Below are 17,249 nucleotides of genomic sequence, written 5' to 3'. Positions count from 1 at the left end.
GGAGAGACGACACGGCGCCGCCATCACTGGTGATGGCGGCGCCGTGCTGTATGTATCGACCGGCCCGGCTATCCCCCGGCCTTGTTGTAGTCATCGATCGCCTTCTGCAACGCCTGGAAGGCCGTGCCCAGCTGCCCGAGATCGCCGGATTTCTGGGCGTCGTTCACGCCCTTGAGCGCGGTGTTGAGCTCTTGCACCGCGGCATCGCGGGCCGCGGACGACCCCGTCGGGGGCACCACGGGCGGAGGCTGGACCACGCCCTGGTTCGGCGGCGGCTGCTGGCTCTGATTCGGCGACGGATTCGTCGCGGCCTGCCCGGGCTGCTGCGTCGCGGCCGTGCCCAGGCCGCCCTGCACGCTGTTGAGCGAATCGCCCAGCGTGGCCTCGTAGCCGACGTTGGCGTTGTAGTACGACAGCACCTTCACCAGCTGCGGGTACGAGGCGTTGTTGGTGTTGTTGGGCGGTGCGACGTTGACGCTGTTGCGTTCCAGATACCAGGGTTCCACGTAGAGAATCCCGCCCTTGCCGATCGGCAGGGTCAGCAGATTCCCGTATCTGACCTTGTTGGTGTTGCCACCGGTCAGGGTTGTGCGCTCGGTCGATACCCGGATATCGGTCGTCATCGCCGTCTGCACCGTCCCCGGACCCTTGGTCTGGGAATCGGTGGGCAGCACGAGCACGGTGAACTTGCCGTAATCGACCGGATCGGAGCTCACCGAGATGTAGGCGGACAGGAACTGGCGCTTGTAGCCCGTCATTGCGCTGGTCAGATCGAAGGACGGCTGGCCCGTGTCCGAATTGCCCTTGAGCACGTAGTACGGGGGCTGACTCGCGCTGGTCGGGGCGTCCGAGGTCGGATCGCTGGGCACCGACCAGAACGCGTTGCTGTTGAAGAATTCGCGCGGATCGTCGACGTGGTACCGGCCCATGATCTCCCGCTGCACCTTGAACAGGTCCTCGGGATACCGGAAGTGCGCGCGCAGGTCCTTGGAGATCGCACTCGGCGGCTTCACCGTCCCCGGGAACACGCCCTCCCACGCCTTGAGCACCGGATCGGTCGGATCCACCGCGTACAGCGTGACGGTGCCGTCATACGCGTCGACCGTGGCCTTCACCGAGTTGCGAATGTAGCTCACCTGCTTGCGCGGCATCACCCGGCCGGTGTTCTGGTCGACGCTGTCCTCGGTCGATCCATCCAGCGAGGTGTGCTGTGCGTAGGGGTAGTTGTCCAGCGTGGTGTAGGAATCGACGATCCACTGGATGCGCCCGTCGACCACCGCCGGGTAGACGTCGCCGTCGGTGCTCAGCCACGGCGCCACCTGCTCCACCCGCTGGCGCGGATCGCGGTTGTAGATGATCTTCGAGTCCGAGCCGATCGCCCCGGAGAACAGGATGTTGCGCTCGGCGTACTTGGCGGCGAAGGCGAGCCGGTTGAACCAGCTGCCGATCGGCACGCCCCCCTTGCCGTCGTACGTGAATTGCTGTGTACCCGTGTCGTATTCGCGGGCCGACTGGTGGTTGCCGCCGACGATCGCGTAGTCGGCGTCGGACTTGCCGATCAGCTCGCCGTAGTAGATCCGCGGCTGGGTGACCTGGATCGCCTGCTTGTCCAGTGGCGTGAAAAGGTCACTGACCGTGGACTTGTCGCCGACATTGAACACCGGATAGCCGTAGGTGGCCGACTGCGCGGAGGATCCGTTGTTGTTCGTGACGCCGGAGGCGGCCTTCTCGGTCTCCTTCGGGGGCGCGACGTTCACCCGATTGGCCGGTGCGGCAACGAATCCGTCGCCATGGGTGTACACGGTGTGCTTGTTGATCCAGTCGGTCTGGTTACCGGACAGGTTGCCCGGCACCAGTTCCCGCGCCGCGACGATGTAGTCCTGCATCTGACCGTTGAGGGAGTACCGGTCGATGTCGAGCGGATCGGGGAAGCCGTAGAAGTTCTGCAGCTGTTGTGTCTGGGTGAAGGTGGCGTTCAGCAGGTTCGGATCCAGCAGGCGGATGTTCGCGATCGTCTGCTGGTCGGTCGGATTGGTGACCGGATCCACCGCCTGGGTGCCAGGGTAGCTGCGGTACTGCACCTTGTCGGCTTCCAGGCCGTACGCGTGGCGGGTGGCCTGGATGTTGCGCTGGATGTAGGCGGACTCCTTGGTGGCCGCGTTCGGGCGCACCTCGAACTGCTCCACGATCAGCGGCCACACCGCACCCACCAGGATCGAGGACAGGACCAGCAGCGCCGCGGCCATCGCCGGAACCCGCAGATCCCGCAGCACGACCCCGGCGAAAAACGCCAGCGCGCAGATGATCGCGATGGACAGCAGGATCAGCTTGGCGGGCAGCACCGCGTTGATATCGGTGTAGGACCCGCCGGTGAACGTCGGCTCCTTGCGGGTGCTGGACAGCAGCGAGTACCGGTCGAGCCAGTAGGCAAACGCCTTGAGCAGCACGAAGATTCCCGCGATGGTGGCGAGCTGGATGCGCGCCGGGCGAGTGAGCGTGCCCTCGCGGCCGGACAGCCGCAGCCCGCCGAAGACGTAGTGCGTCACCAGATTCGCGAAGAATGCGATCACCGTGGCGACGAACAGCCAGTTCAGCACCATCTTGTAGAACGGCAGATCGAAGGCGTAGAAGCCGACGTCCAGATGGAACTGCGGATCCTTGACCCCGAACGAGCTGCCGTGCAGGAACAGCTGCACCGTGACCCAGCTCGACTGCGCCACCAGCCCGCACAGCAGGCCCACCAGCAGCGGCAGGCCGATGCCGAACAGCCGCAGCCTGCCCATCACGGTGGTGCGGTAGCGCGCGATCGGATCGTTGGGCCCGGAGACCGGCACGAACACCGGCCGCTCCCGGTAGGCGCCCAGTAGGGCCAGCCAGATGATCGCGCCGACCACCAGCGTCACCACCACGAACAGCACGATCCGGGTGAACAGCACGGTGGTGTAGACCTTGCGGAAACCGACCTCGCCGAACCACAGCCAATTGGTATAGGCATCGGTCAGCCGCGGCCCGACCAGCAGCAGCGCCGCCAGCACGAGGGCCGTCACCAGCAGCACACGGCTGCGGCGAGACAGCGAAGGTAAGCCTGTCGGGGGGCGCATGCCCACGGTGACACTCTCCCTGGTCCGGCGGCGTCGGCGGGCGCGAGTTCGCGCTCGTCGCACCGCAGTTGCATACGTTGCGTGTGGTCCGTTCGGACCGCTCGGCCCCACTCTACGGAAATACGAGCATTGTGCAGCGATCTCCCTCGCCGGACGGGTGCGGATTCGCTGTCAGCGGATCGGGCGTGTTCGGGGCGACCAGGTCGCCCGGCCGCGCCCGCAGCCCCTTAGACTCACCGCGCGTGACCGTAGACAACCCGGAATCGGCCCTGTACCGCTGCATACGCGAGGTGGCGGAGTTCGCCGACGCGGAGGGGTGGGATCGGCCGCCGCAGATGTTCGCCCTGGTACCCACGGCCGATCTGGTGGCCGCGGAGCCGGGTCTGGAGGATCAGCTCGACGAGGGCGCGGAGCTGACTCCCATTGCGCAGGAACCGTTTCCCGACGACGTGACCGGCGAGCTGGCGCTCGACGAATTCCTGGCCACGACCAGCTGGCCCGAGGCCGTGCGGGGCTGTGTGCTGGTGCAGCAGATCGTGGTGCTGCCGCCCGATGCCGAGCAGACTCTCGACGACGCCATCGCACCCCTGCTGGCGGACCGCGACGCCGCCGATCGCGCGGCCCGCGACGCGGCCATCACCCACCCCGGCCGCCGCGACGCGCGCCTGTTCGCCGGGGTGCTGCGCGAGGGCGTCTCGCTGTGCCTGCTGCAGATCCGCCCCGAGGAGGACGAGGACGACCCCTTCGGCAACGACATCGACCTGCGCACCGCCCCGAACCTGGCGCCGAATCTGGTGCAGGCCCTGGCGCACACCCTGGAGAACGACTCGGAGGACTTCTAACCGCAGCTGGGCGCCGGCTTGCCCGCGTCGATGTCGTTGAGGGCGTCGATCGCCGTGGTGAGGCTGTCGACCTTGACCAGCTGCAGGCCCTTCGGCGTGCGCTGGCGGGCCTCGTTGCAGTTGTCGGCGGGGACCAGGAAGGTCTGCGCGCCGGCGTCGTGCGCGGCGATCATCTTGTACTGGATGCCGCCGATCGGGCCGACCTTGCCGTCGGGGTCGATGGTGCCGGTGCCCGCGATGAACTTGCCGTCGTTGAGCTTTCCGCTGCTGAGCTTGTCCACCAGGCCCAGGCTGAACATCAGTCCGGCCGAGGGGCCGCCGATGTCGGCCAGGTTGAAGTCCACCTTGATCGGGCCCTGCGCGACCTCGGCGGGCGTCACACCGAGATACCCCTTGGACGCGTCATCGGGGCGGGCGCCGAGCTTCACCGTGACGGTCTGCGCGGCGTCACCGCGGCGCACCACGAACGGCACCTCGGTGCCGGGCTTCAGGCCCTGCACGGCGGCCACCACATCCTTGGAGGTGGCCACCGGCTTACCGTCGACGCTGATCAGCTGATCACCCTTGTCCAGCAGGCCCTTGGCCGGGGCATCGTCGGCGACGGTCTCCAGCTGCACCACGGTCGGGTACTTCAGATAGTGCAGCGCGGCCAGTTCCGCGTTGTCCTCGGAGTTCTTGAAGTCCTGCTTGTTGGACTTGTCGACCTGGTCGCGCGGCACTCCGGGCGGATACACCTCCGCGCGCGGCACCAGACCGTAGTTTCCGTCGGCCCAGAGCCCGAACGCCTCGAAAATATTCAGCCCGTCGCGAACGGACACGGTGGTCATATTGAGGTTGCCGGACGTCGGATGGACCGGCGCGCCTTGCACGTCCACGACCTGCTTGCCCTCGACCACGCCTAGCGTATTGAAGGTCGGACCGGGGCCGAGAGCGACAAAGGGCACCGTGACGGCGCTGCCGACGATACCGAGCACGAGGACCGGCACCAGGGCGGCCAGCAGGGTGAGGATCCGGCGATTCACCCGGCCCAGGGTAGCGGCTCGGGTCCCCGGCACCCGCGTAGCCTAAGGGTATGAGTGATGTGCCCTTCGGATTCTCGAACCACGATGACGACGACGACCGCGAGCGTCGCGACGATCAGAGCGGTTCCGGCGCGGGCAATCCCATCGGCGACTCCGGCAATCCCTTCGGGGCCGCGGGCAATCCCTTCGGATTCGCCATGGGCGGGGAGAACTTCGATCCCTCCCAGCTGGGGCAGATGCTCACACAGCTGGGGCAGATGTTCTCCACCATGGGTCAGCCGGGCGCGGCGCAGGCCGGTCCGGTGAACTACGACATCGCCAAGCGGCTGGCCCGCCAGCAGCTCGGTGCGAGCGTGCCGCCGGTCTCGGCGAGCACCCAGCAGGCCGTCGCCGACGCAGCCCACCTGGCCGAGCTGTGGCTCGACGCCGCGACCACGCTCCCCGCGGGCGCGACCAAGACGGTGGCCTGGACGGCCAACGACTGGATCGAGGAGACGGTGCCGACCTGGAAGCGGCTGTGCGACCCGGTGGCCGAGCAGGTCTCTGGCATGTGGACCCAGACCCTGCCGGAGGAGGCCCGGCAGGTCGCCGGGCCGATGATCGGCATGCTGGGCCAGATGGGCGGGATGGCGTTCGGCTCGCAGCTGGGCCAGGCCCTAGGGGAGCTGGCCGGTGAGGTGCTGACCTCCACGGATATCGGCCTGCCGCTGGGCCCCGGCGGCACCGCGGCCCTGCTGCCCGCCGCGATCACCGAATTCTCCAAGGGGCTGGAACGTCCCGAGAGCGAGATCCTGGTGTACCTGGCCGCGCGCGAGGCCGCCCATCAGCGCCTGTTCGGGCACGTGCCGTGGCTGCGCCAGCAGGTGCTGGGCGCGGTCGAGGATTACGCCCGCGGCATCCGCATGGACTTCTCGGCCATCGAACAGGCCGCCCAGGGCATCGATCCGATGATGCTGACCGATCCGTCCAAGCTCGAGGAACTGTTGTCCCAGGGCACATTCGAGCCGCAGACCACCCCGGAGCAGAAGGCCGCGCTGGATCGGCTCGAGACGCTGCTGGCGCTGATCGAGGGCTGGGTGCAGGTCGTGGTCGCCGAGGCGGTCGGCGACCGGCTGCCCGGCGCCGGGGCGCTGGCCGAGACCCTGCGCCGCCGCCGCGCCACCGGCGGTCCTGCCGAGCAGACCTTCGCCACCCTGGTCGGGCTGGAACTGCGTCCGCGCAAGCTGCGCGAGGCGGCGGATCTGTGGCGCCGCCTCACCACGGACGCGAGCATTGAGGTGCGCGACGCCGTCTGGGCTCACCCCGACCTGCTGCCCAGTTCCGCGGACCTGGACAGCCCGGCCGGCTTCATCGACGGCGTGATCGGCGGCGGCACCGGCGAATTCGACGATCCGCTGGCGCAACTGGCCGAGACCGAGGCCCGCGAGCGTGCGGAGCGCGAGGCGAAAGACAAGGATGCTCAGCCCGGTGCGGACTCCGAGCCGGGCAAGGACGACGCTGCCGAGTAGCCGCGGAAAGGGTTGCGGTGCAGCGTCATCGCGACGTTCGCTCGTCACGCCGGAACGACGGTGTGCCACGTGGAATGCTCGACAGCGCCGCCGGGAGGTCGCGCCTCAGTGGGTCCACAACGGGCGTTGGGCCATGAAGGGATCCTGGGCCACGTGTGAGTTGTCGTCCCAGATCATGGTTTCGCGCTTGTCCAGGGTGTAGCGCGGCCAGGCGGAGCCGGGGTCGCCATGCGTTATGAACTCGACCCACGCCTTGTGCATGGCCGTGGCCAGGGCCTGCGGCGGATTGTCGCCCTCGACGGTGCTGACGTTCGGGGCGGACAGCAGGTCGAAGGCATACGGAATGTCCAGGCAATGTGCGGCCATGCCGTGGTATGGCCCGGAAGCGGTTGAGCCGCAGGTGAATTCATACAGCCAGGTGGGGCGACCGCGGCGGGCGTGATCCTCGGCAACTCGGTAGCCGGGGCCGCGCAGCACCAGATCGCTGCCGATCTGTCCGACCAGCTGGGGAGTCGTGAGGCCGGGATACGCCGCGCGGTAGGCGTTTTCGGTGGCCGCGTCGATTCCCATGGCGGACAACATGGTCGGGGCCGTCGCATCCGTGACCTTCGCGGCGATCATATTGAATTCGTCGCGGGTGAATCCGATCAGCAACGGGACATCGGCGCTGCGGCCCGAATTCAGCATGGCCGCGGACGATTCGGGGATCAGCGTGCCGTCGGCGACCGGAGCCAGTTGCAGCACGGACGGATTCGCGCCGACGCCGGGTTGCGGGAGCTTGTCCTGCAGTTGCTGCAGCTGTTCGCGGGTCAGATCCCGCAGCGCCGCAACGGTTGCGGGCACGCCGGTGGCCTGCGTGAACGCCGCGGCGCCCGCCGCCGCGGTCTCGGCGTCGTTGGGTTGGGTCAGCGCACCCGATTCGCTGATTCCGGCCCGGAACAGCGACCGCGCCGATGGCGCGCCCATCAGCGCCCACACCGCGCCGCCACCCGCGGACTGCCCGGCGATGGTGACCCTCGCCGGATCGCCGCCGAACGCCGCGATATTGTCGCGCACCCATTCCAGGCCGGCGATCCAGTCCAGCACCGCCCGGTTGTCCGGTGCACCTTCCACGTGCAGGAATCCCTCGATACCCAGGCGGTAGCCGAGCACGACCACCACCACGCCGTCGCGATTGAACGAGGCGCCGTCGTACCACGGGCTGGCGGGGGATCCCGCGATGAAGCCCCCGCCGTGAATCCACACCAGCACAGGCAGTTTCGCGCTCGACGAGGGATCCGGGGTGAAGACGTTCAGGTTCAGGTACGCGGCGCCGGGGATGCTCGGCTCGGGGATGGTCGTCACCGCCGAGAGCTGCTCGATCTGCGCGGTCGGACCGTATTTCGTGCAGTCCTTCGTCTCGGTCCAGGACTTGGGCGGCACCGGTGCGGCGAAGCGCAGTGCCCCGACGGGCGGCTCCGCGTAGGGGATGTTCAGGAAAGCGAACCCGGTCAAGCGGCGGTTGCCCCGCACCGGTCCGAGAGCGGTACGGACGGTGTCGGACGCGGTCGAGGTGCCGCTCGAGCAGCCCGCGGCCATGGCCATGGACCCGGCCCCGAGCAGCAGCGAGCGGCGAGAGAGCGGAACTGCCGACATGGATGACCTCGATTCGTCGGGTACTGGTCACCGCAGTATTGCGACCTCGCGATAAATATGTCAATGGTTGAAATAATTAGCTCCGAGCCTAGTCTGATCGATGTGGAGAACTCGTCACCGGCCGCGGCGCCCAGCGATTCCGCCGCGGTTCGCCGGCGCAATCTCGGGCTGGTGCTGCGGCACATCGCGGCGAACGGGCCGTGCGCCCGCACCGAGATCGCCGCGGCCACCGGCCTGTCGCACGCCTCGGTGACCGGGCTGGTCGCCGATCTCGCGGTGCGCGGGCTGGTGCGCGAGGACGGGGTACGGCACGGCGCGGGGCGCGGACGGCCGCGGCGGCTGCTCCGCATGGTCGCGCAGCGGGCGCTGACGGTCGCGGTGCAGATCAGCCTGGAGCAGCTGCGGGTAGCCGTCGCCGATCTCGCCGGGAGGATCGTCTGGCGCGAGTCGGTGCCGCACCGCAGCGCCCCCGGGGTGCCGCAGGACATCGCGGACGCGGTCGCCGCCGCGGTGCGGCGGGCACGGGCGGCCATCGCACAGTTCCCCGACGCGGAACTCGCACGCCTGGTCATCGCCATGGCCGGTCCGGTCGGGGTGGACCAAACCGTGATCGCGGCAACGGATTTCGGCTGGCTACAGGAGGTCCGGTTGGGCACGCTCATCGCCGCCGCCCTGCCCGACGCGGACTGCCCGCTCGACGTCATCAACGACGCCAACGCCGCGGCCCTGGCCGAGTATCACGCGCACCCTCAGCGTCCGCGCGGGCTGGTCTACATCGAGGCGGGTACCGGCATCGGCGGCGGCGTGGTACTGGACGGACGCATCCACACCGGCAGCCACGGCATCGCCGGTGAGCCCGGCCATATGCCCGTCGCCCTGGACGGCCCGGACTGCTCCTGCGGCGCGCGCGGCTGCCTGGTCTGCTACGCCGGGCCCGAGGCCGTGCTCACCGCGGCCGGGCTGGGCGCTGTGCTGGAGCAGGGCGGACTCGAGCGGGCCCTGGCGCGGTTCGCCGCTGCCGTGGACGCCGCGGATCCGGCCGCACTGGCCGCCCTCGAGACGGCCGGGCGGGCGCTGGGCGCGGCGGTACTGGCCGTCGCCACGCTGCTCGACGTGGATGAGGTCGTGCTGGGCGGCCTACTGGCACAGTGGTTCACGCACCTGCACCCGGCCATCGACCGGGAGTTGTCCCGGCGGCGGGCACTGGTCCCGGCCATCGAGTTCGACGTCACCCGCGCGCTGCTCGGCGAGGATGCGATCCTGCTCGGGGTGATCGAATTCGCCCGCCGCGCGGTATTTTCCGACCCGGCGACGGTGCCGCCGCTCCCGGCCGATGTCGCGGCCGGGTCCGCCGGCTGAACCGAGTCTGGTCCACCACACACGAATGCCACCACAGGGGCGTCGCACCCTGGACCAAGTCGAGTGCACGAATGCCACCACGGGGGCGTCGCACCCGGATCCGGACCAAGCCGGTCGGATCCGCGACTGGATCGGGCATCGTCGATGATGCAGGCCGCCGCCGCGCCGCTTGTCGCACCCGGATCGAGGCCCAGTCGGAAAATTGTGGTCCCCCGGGTATCTCGAGTCCGCAAAGTCGGCGAGAAGACGCCCGCGAGCGGGGCCTGGATAACATCTCACCCGGCCGAATTGCCCTGTGGACGACCGGTCCGCCTGTGGATAACCGGTGGTTGTTCCGGCCGTCCCGCACACCGCCGCGGGCACACTGCATCCATGACCAACCGTGCACCGATCGCAGGCGGGATTCGCGGTGCGATGCCCTCGCCCGCCCCTGCCATCTCGACCTGTTTCCAGGTGGAATCCATTGTCGCCCAGGAGATCACGGAGTATCCAGGCCGCGATCGCGCCCGGCAGCCGGCGCACCGCCGTGCACGCACTCGCGGGGCGCGGGCATGACCGCAGCGGAGCGAATCAATAACACAGCGTGCATCGCGCATGCCGGAGCCGAGCGCCAGCGAGGTGGAGGGCCGGTGCCGAGCGCTAGCGAGGTGGAGGCATGAGCGGAGCGCAGCGGAGCGAACCAATAACACAGCGTGCATCGCGCATGCCGGAGCCGAGCGCCAGCGAGGTGGAGGCATGAGTGGCACTTCCCCGCGTGGGCCGATGCTGCATCCCCGCGTCACGGTGCTGCGCAGGCCGTCCGGGGTCGTGCAGCTGGGATGGGACCCCGAGCGCGCGATGGTGCTGGAGCCGCCCGGAATCGCCGCCGAGACGGTGGCCGAGTTCCTGCGGCTGCTCGACGGGCTGCACAGCCATCCCCAGATCGTCTGGCGGGCGGACGGTTTGGGCATCGGCGCGACCGCGGCCCTCGAGATCCTGGCGGACCTGGATGCCGCCGGACTGCTGACACATCCGCGATCACCTGCCACTCCCCCACGAGTGCGCCGGATCCACATACACGGCCGCGGGCCGCTGTCCGAGGCCATTGCCGCGGGTGTGCGGCGCCTGGGCCTGCGCCCGACCCGATCCCGCGGCTACCTCGCCGCCGCGACGGTCGCGGGCTGGTCGGCAGATCTGGTGATCCTGGCCGATGCGCTGGTGCCCGATCCGATCCTGGCCAACGACCTTGTGCTGTACCGGATTCCCCACCTACAGGTGCGAATGCGGGACGGTCGCGGAATCGTCGGTCCGATGGTGCTGCCGGGCGGCACCAGTTGCCTGCGCTGCGCCGACCTGACCCGCGGCGATTTGGACCACGACTGGCCGCATCTGGCAGCTCAGCTGCTGGGCCGTATCGGACACGGCTCGGCCGCGACCATCACCGCGGCCACCGCCCTGGTGCTGCGGGACGTGGAAACCGTCCTGGACGGCATCGCCGCACGCCCGCCGCTCACCCTCGGCGCCACGCTGGAGCTGGACCCCGACTCGCTCCGAATCGACAAGCGGCACTGGCCCGTTCACGCGGCCTGTGGCTGCCGCACGATCGGCGCGCCGACCGGGCGCGGTGGGACGGGCACCGTCCGATCGTGACCTTCGGGGATGCGCGAGCGGTTGGGGCACGATCCTCAGCGCACGGCCCGCAGCACCAGATCGGCCAGATCGCGCCCGGCCGCGTCGTCCAGCGGCGCGTGGTCCAGCAGCAGCCGATACCACAGCACGCCGTAGACGACGTCGATCAACAGCTCGGGGTCGATGCCGGCCGCGATCTCCCCGCGCGCCGCCGCCCGATCGAAGATCTCCCGCAGCACAGCGCGCCGCGCGAACAGGAAGCGATCCCGGAACCCCTGCGCGAACACCGGATCCAGCATTGCGTGGGCCATCAGGCCGACCAGCACGGGGCGCTGGCCGCGCTCTTGGAAGGTGGCCTCCAGAAAGGCGAGCAGGTCCTGCGGCAGCGATCCGGTGTCCGGAACCGCAATGGCCGAGTCGGCCGCGTCGAGCAGCGCCTCGAGCACCACATCGGCCTTCGAGGGCCACCAGCGGTAGATCGTCTGCTTGCCCGCGCCCGCGCGGGCCGCGATGCCCTCGATCGTCAGGGCCGCATAGCCCCGCTCCCGTAGCTCGTCCACCGCCGCGGCCAGGATCGCGCGACGGCGGTCCTCGCTGCGGGGGCGTCCGAGCGGTTTGTCACCAACCATGGCGACCACTTTACAAGACGCCACGGTTCGAAATACTATCGAGACGCAACGTATTGAAAGTAGAGGGAGACGCGCAATGCGCATCGTGATCATGGGTGGCACCGCCGGCATCGGACTGGCCACCGCGGAACGACTGACCGCACAGGGCCACGAGGTCACCGTCACCGGACGCGATCCGGAGAAGCTGGCCGCGGTGAAGGACCGGGTGCACGCCGCCGAGGCGGTCGATGGCGCCTCGCAGGAACAGGTCGCGGCGTTCTTCGAGCGGATGGGCAGCATCGATCACCTGGTACTGGCCTTCAGCCCCGGCGCGGTAGGCATCGGCCCGCTGCGCGAGATCGACCTGGCGGATCTGCGCACCGGATTCGACGGCAAACTGTTCGGCTACCTGTTCGCGATCCAGCGCGCGCAGGTGACCGGTTCGATCACCATGGTGTCCGCTTCCTCGGCCCGCGCGGCCATTCCGGGGACGGTCACGTTCGCCGCGGTCAACGGAGCAATCGAGCGGATCGTCCCGCCGCTGGCGGCCGAACTGGCGCCGGTGCGGGTCAACGTCGTAGCGCCCGGCGTCGTGGACACGGCCTGGTGGTCGTTCCTGCCCACCGACCAGCGCCAGGCTCAGTTCGCCGCGGCCGGGCAGCAGGTGCCCGCCGGGCGCGTCGGTAGCCCGGCGGACGTGGCCACCGCAATCGGCTATCTGATCGACGCCGAATACGTCACCGGCTCGATCCTGCCCGTGGACGGCGGGTTCACCGTAGCCTGAGATCCGCCGATCCGGCCCACGCGAGCGCGGTGTCCGGCCCCGCGAACAGCGGGACTGTGACCCACGCCACGCGGTCCGGATTTAGCGAATTCTCATGGCACACCGGCCGGTACGTCCGCCATGATGGGGAGGTGTCAGAGATTGTGAGTCGGCGCTCGTCGCGCAATGCCAAGCTGGCGAAAATTCCGCTGGGCATTGCGGGGCGGGCCGCCGTGGGCTTCGGCCGCAAGCTCGCCGGGGGCGACAAGCAGGAGATCAACGCGCAGCTGAATCAGAAGGCCGCCGAGCAGCTGTTCTCCATCCTGGGCGAGCTCAAGGGCGGCGCAATGAAATTCGGGCAGGCGCTGTCGGTCATGGAGGCCGCGGTGCCGCCGGAATTCGGTGAGCACTACCGCGAGGCGCTCACCAAGTTGCAGGCCGCGGCCCCGCCGATGCCCACCGCCTCGGTACACCGGATGCTGGATCAGCAGCTCGGCACCGGCTGGCGCAAGCGCTTCCGCGATTTCGACGAGCAGCCGGCCGCCTCGGCCAGCATCGGCCAGGTGCATCGGGCGGTGTGGTCCGACGGGCGCGAGGTGGCGGTGAAGGTGCAGTATCCGGGTGCCGACGAGGCGCTGCGCGCCGACCTGAAGACTCTGAACCGCATGGGCGGGGCCATCGCGAGCATCCTGCAGGCCTCGGACGTGAAGCCCGTCCTCGCCCAGATCAGCGAGCACATGGAGGAGGAGCTCGACTACCGGATCGAGGCGTCGAATCAGCGCGCGTTCGCGAAGGGTTTCGCCGGGCACCCGCAGATCCTGGTGCCGAGGGTGGTCGCCAGCGCCCCGAAGGTGATCGTCACCGAATGGCTCGCCGACGCTACCCCGCTGTCGGCAATCATCAAGCGGGGCAACGAGGATCCCGAGGGCACCCGCGAGCTGCGCAACCGGGTCGCCGGGCTGATGGGTGAGTTCGACTTCTCCTCCCCCGCGACATGCGGTCTGCTGCACGGCGATCCGCATCCGGGCAACTTCATGATGCTGCCCGACGGCCGTCTCGCGGTCATCGACTTCGGCATGTGCGCACCGCTGCCCGGCGGCTTCCCGCCGATCCTGGGGCAGATGGTGGCGTTCGCCGTCGACGACCGATTCGACGAGCTGACGCGGCTGATGTCCGACAACGGCTGGGTCATCCCCGGCAAGACCGTCACCGCCGAGGAAATCTCGAACTTCCTGCGCCCCTTCACCGATCCCATTCGCACCGACACCTTCCACTTCACTCGCCGATGGATGCAGCGGGTCGCGGGCAGGGCCACCGACGTCACCAGTGCCGAGATGCGCACCTCCTGGTCGTTGCAGCTGCCGCGCGAGCACTCGATGATCTTCCGGGTGCTGATGGGATCAATCGGGATCTGCGCGCAGCTCGACGCGGAGGTCCCGTTCATGCAGCTGATGCAGGACTGGGTCCCCGGCTACGCCGAACACCTCCGCGCCAGTTGATTTTTCGCACCGCCCATACCGAGAACACCCCGGAAAGGCCGAAGCCCCGCATCTGATGGTTCAGATGCGGGGTTTGGTGATGCCCCCCGTGAAAGACGGGGCGGCTCATGCCACGGTAACCTTGCGCGGGCGGCCACGCGGCCGCTTGCGGGCGATCACAACACCCTGTTCGAAGATCTCGCCGCCCCAGACACCCCAGGGCTCAGCACGATCCAGGGCGGCGCTCAGGCAGCCCTTGCGGATCGGGCAGGATGCGCACAGTGCCTTCGCCTCTTCCAACTGCGCAGGGCTCTCGGCGAACCACAGGTCGGGGTTTCCGACCCGGCAGGGGAGGGTGAGCGAGACTCCGCGAGGGCGGGAAGTCGGGGCCACGGGTGTACGGCATGTCACGCGAAAAGCGGTCGCGGTAGACACGTCTTGCTCCTTCAGCTCGTGCAGCGGTCAACTTGTGTGGAAGAAACTGCGTTCTTCCGCGAAACCGGTGCCGGTGGCTGGAGGCCTTAAAAATATTGGCCACGGTTTCGCTTCTGCGATCCGTGGCCAGGAGGCTGGTGGGGGGTTTCCCCTACCTGAGTCGACTTCGGTGTCGACTCCTGATCACGGTCGCTGGGTCTGCCTCGCGGAGGCGGGCTGCCGGCAGGTAGGCCGGGTTCACTCCGGAATCACCTGCATGGGCGCCGACGAAGGTGTTCGTCGGGTGCCAGCTCCGCTGGGGCTTGTCCGCTTTGATCACACGCTTCGGCGCTTGCAATTCGGCACCGAAAACGCTTGTGATGCGGGTGGACAGACCGGTCCTCTGCATGAGGACCCCCCGGGAGACGGACACGGACGAAATCGCCGACGCGGCAAGGCCGGTCGGGGCAAAGGCGTTCACGATGCCGTTCATTGGTCTGTCTCCCTCCATAACTCGTTGTCCGTTAGATCACTGTGCGCAACGGAATGACCTCCCGGTGCACGTAAACCACCCTACGGGTGCCTTACACGGCCGCACAACCTATTTTTCACCTGCAGTTTTGGGGGCTTGCGCGCGTTCGCGCGAGCGCACCATGGCGAGTACGTCGGCACCGAACTGGCGCAGCTTGCTTTGCCTGATGCCGGGGATCGCTTCCAGCGCATGGACGTCGGCCGGCCGCTGCTCGGCAATCGCGGTGAGGGTGGCGTCGGTGAGCACCGCGTAGTCCGGAACCGACAACTCGATCGCCCTTTTCATCCGCCAGTCCTGCAGCGCGGCCAGCAGCTCGGCATCCAGTTCGGCCGGGCAGCGCGAGCAGCGCCCCAGCATGGTCGAGGCGGTGCCGAGCAGCGGGCGGTTGCAGATCCGGCACCGGGGATGCTCTCGCTTCGGGCCGCGGCGCTCGCCCCCGGGCTGGGCGATCCGCGAGGCGGGCGAATCCTCGGGCACCAGGCCGTTGAGGAATCGGCTGCGGCGCCGGGTCTTTCGCCCGCCGCGCGAGAGCGCCCAAGACAGTTGGAGGTGTTCGCGCGCACGGGTGACGCCGACATAGAGCAGCCTGCGTTCCTCTTCGAGGGCGGCCTCGTCGGCCACCGCCCCGCCCTCGCCGAACACGTGCGCGATCGGCAGCGTGCCGTCGGCCAGGCCGACCAGGAACACCGCATCCCATTCCAGCCCCTTGGCCGCGTGCAGCGAGGCCAGGGTGACCCCCTGCACGGTCGGTGGGTGCCGCGCCTCGGCCCGGAGGCCGAGTTCGCGCAGCAGACCGGCCAGCTCGAGGTCGGGATCCTGCTCGGCCAGCTCCTCGGTGAGCCGCACGAGCGCGACGAGCGAGGCCCAGCGCTCACGCGCCTGCGCACCGCTCGGCTCGGTGGCCGTCAGTCCCAGGCGCGACAGCGCCGCGCGAACGAGCGTGACCAGCTCCGGGCCGCGCGCATCGGGCAGATCCTCACGCGCGGCGGCCTGCCGCAGCGCCTGCACCGCCTGTCGGACCTCGGCGCGCTGGAAGAAGCCCTCGCCGCCGCGTACCTGATACGGAATCCCGGCCTCGGTGAGTGCCTGCTCGTACGCCTCGGACTGGGCGTTGATGCGGTAGAGCACGGCAATCTCCGCCGCGGGCACCCCCGTGCCGAGCAGGCGGGCGATCGACTTAACGACCGCGAGGGCCTCCGCCGACTCGTCCTCGTATTCGGCGAAGGCCGGCTCCGGGCCGCTGGGGCGCTGGCCGATCAGCTGCAGGCGGGTACCGGCGATTCGGCCGTGGGCCGCGCCGATCACCCGGTTGGCGAGCGAGACGACCTGCGGAGTCGAGCGATAGTCCCGCTCGAGCCGCACCACCGTGGCCTCCGGGAAGCGGCGGGAGAAGTCGAGCAGATAGCTCGGACTCGCGCCGGTGAAGGAGTAGATGGTCTGGTTGGCATCGCCGACGACGGTCAGATCGTCGCGCCCGCCCAGCCAGGCATCGAGCACGCGCTGCTGCAGCGGGGTGACGTCCTGGTATTCGTCGACCACGAAACAGCGGTACCGGCCGCGGAACTCCTCGGCGACGGCCGGATAGCCCTCCAGGGCGGCCGCGGTGTGCAGCAGCAGATCGTCGAAGTCGAGCAGGACGCCCTCGGCGCTGGTCTTGAGCGCCTCGTACCCGGTGTAGACATCGGCGACGCGACGCGGCTCGTACGGCGTCTCGCGATGCCGGCGGGCCGCCGCGGCGGCGTAGTCCTCGGGGGCGATGAGCGAGGCCTTGGCCCATTCGATCTCACCGGCCAGATCTCGCACGCTCTCGGTCGCGGTGGACAGGCCCGCCCGATTCGCGGCCTGGGCCACGATCGGGAATTTACTGTCGATCAGCCGCCAGGGCACCTCGCCGACGACCTGCGGCCAGAAGTAGCGCAGCTGCCGCAGCGCGGCCGCGTGGAAGGTGCGGGCCTGCACCGTATTTGCCTCACCGCCCAGGCCCAGCGTGCGCAGCCGCGCGCGCAGCTCACCCGCCGCGCGCGCGGTGAAGGTGACCGCCAGCACCTGATCCGCCCGCACGTGCCCGGCTGAGACGAGGTGGGCGATGCGATGGGTGATCGTGCGCGTCTTGCCCGTGCCGGCGCCCGCGAGCACGCAGACCGGCCCGCGCGGCGCGCGGACCGCCGCGGCCTGCTCGGGGTCGAGACCGTCGAGCACGGGGCGCGGGGCGGAGGTCGGGGCGGGCACGGGCTCCATCATGACAGCGAGGTCCGACATTGATGATGTAAGGCGTGTTCCTGCGCTGGTCGTGACTCTGGGTCCGACTGACGCCCTGCTGGGTTGTCCTTAATTTGATCTGTCGGGCCGGTGCGGGGGCCGTAAGTCTCGCACCGGATG

The 17,249-nt window shown here is 69.1% G+C and carries 12 protein-coding genes; 6 read left to right on the top strand and 6 right to left on the bottom strand.

Annotated features, from left to right (window positions below):
• Positions 1-68: 68 nt before the first annotated feature.
• The gene (locus tag KO481_RS33960; protein ID WP_215922609.1) at positions 69-3,107 is read right to left on the bottom strand and encodes a UPF0182 family protein; all 3,039 of its coding nucleotides are present in this window, start codon (positions 3,105-3,107) and stop codon (positions 69-71) included.
• A 236-nt stretch (positions 3,108-3,343) separates the two neighbouring features.
• On the opposite strand from KO481_RS33960, the gene KO481_RS33955 reads away from it, so the two are divergent.
• The gene (locus KO481_RS33955; RefSeq protein ID WP_215922608.1) at positions 3,344-3,943 is read left to right on the top strand and encodes a PPA1309 family protein; all 600 of its coding nucleotides are present in this window, start codon (positions 3,344-3,346) and stop codon (positions 3,941-3,943) included.
• Here the strand turns inward: KO481_RS33955 and KO481_RS33950 are convergent.
• Positions 3,940-4,965 (bottom strand): YlbL family protein, encoded by a 1,026-nt coding sequence (locus KO481_RS33950; protein ID WP_215922757.1) that lies wholly within the window; start codon positions 4,963-4,965, stop codon positions 3,940-3,942. The two genes, KO481_RS33955 and KO481_RS33950, sit on opposite strands and share 4 nt — an antisense overlap.
• 50 nt (positions 4,966-5,015) lie before the next feature.
• On the opposite strand from KO481_RS33950, the gene KO481_RS33945 reads away from it, so the two are divergent.
• On the top strand, positions 5,016-6,473 hold the full coding sequence (locus KO481_RS33945; RefSeq protein WP_215922607.1) for a zinc-dependent metalloprotease: 1,458 nt from the start codon (positions 5,016-5,018) through the stop codon (positions 6,471-6,473).
• Positions 6,474-6,578: 105 nt separating this feature from the next.
• Here KO481_RS33945 and KO481_RS33940 read toward each other — a convergent pair whose 3' ends face one another.
• Positions 6,579-8,108 (bottom strand): carboxylesterase/lipase family protein, encoded by a 1,530-nt coding sequence (locus KO481_RS33940; protein ID WP_215922606.1) that lies wholly within the window; start codon positions 8,106-8,108, stop codon positions 6,579-6,581.
• A gap of 102 nt (positions 8,109-8,210) precedes the next feature.
• Here KO481_RS33940 and KO481_RS33935 point away from each other — a divergent pair, with 102 nt between their 5' ends.
• The gene (locus KO481_RS33935; RefSeq protein WP_215922605.1) at positions 8,211-9,467 is read left to right on the top strand and encodes an ROK family transcriptional regulator; all 1,257 of its coding nucleotides are present in this window, start codon (positions 8,211-8,213) and stop codon (positions 9,465-9,467) included.
• A gap of 735 nt (positions 9,468-10,202) precedes the next feature.
• The gene (locus tag KO481_RS33930; RefSeq protein WP_215922604.1) at positions 10,203-11,096 is read left to right on the top strand and encodes a hypothetical protein; all 894 of its coding nucleotides are present in this window, start codon (positions 10,203-10,205) and stop codon (positions 11,094-11,096) included.
• Between the two features lie 35 nt (positions 11,097-11,131).
• On the opposite strand, the gene KO481_RS33925 is transcribed toward KO481_RS33930, so the two are convergent.
• A complete protein-coding gene (locus tag KO481_RS33925; RefSeq protein ID WP_215922603.1) occupies positions 11,132-11,704 on the bottom strand; it encodes a TetR/AcrR family transcriptional regulator in 573 nt (190 codons plus the stop codon).
• A gap of 76 nt (positions 11,705-11,780) precedes the next feature.
• Here KO481_RS33925 and KO481_RS33920 point away from each other — a divergent pair, with 76 nt between their 5' ends.
• Together KO481_RS33920 and KO481_RS33915 are read left to right on the top strand one after the other, a co-directional pair.
• Positions 11,781-12,467, top strand: coding sequence for an SDR family oxidoreductase (locus tag KO481_RS33920; protein WP_215922602.1), 687 nt, complete (start codon positions 11,781-11,783; stop codon positions 12,465-12,467).
• A gap of 131 nt (positions 12,468-12,598) precedes the next feature.
• On the top strand, positions 12,599-13,945 hold the full coding sequence (locus KO481_RS33915; RefSeq protein WP_215922601.1) for an ABC1 kinase family protein: 1,347 nt from the start codon (positions 12,599-12,601) through the stop codon (positions 13,943-13,945).
• A 105-nt stretch (positions 13,946-14,050) separates the two neighbouring features.
• On the opposite strand, the gene KO481_RS33910 is transcribed toward KO481_RS33915, so the two are convergent.
• Complete coding sequence (locus tag KO481_RS33910; protein WP_215922600.1) at positions 14,051-14,317, bottom strand: WhiB family transcriptional regulator; 267 nt, start codon at positions 14,315-14,317, stop codon at positions 14,051-14,053.
• Positions 14,318-14,939: 622 nt separating this feature from the next.
• Positions 14,940-17,108 (bottom strand): ATP-dependent DNA helicase UvrD2, encoded by a 2,169-nt coding sequence (locus KO481_RS33905; protein WP_245401931.1) that lies wholly within the window; start codon positions 17,106-17,108, stop codon positions 14,940-14,942.
• Positions 17,109-17,249: the final 141 nt, after the last annotated feature.

It is taken from the genome of Nocardia albiluteola (assembly GCF_018860155.1).
Taxonomy (GTDB): domain Bacteria; phylum Actinomycetota; class Actinomycetes; order Mycobacteriales; family Mycobacteriaceae; genus Nocardia; species Nocardia albiluteola.
This window is presented reverse-complemented; position numbering and strand designations above follow the sequence as displayed.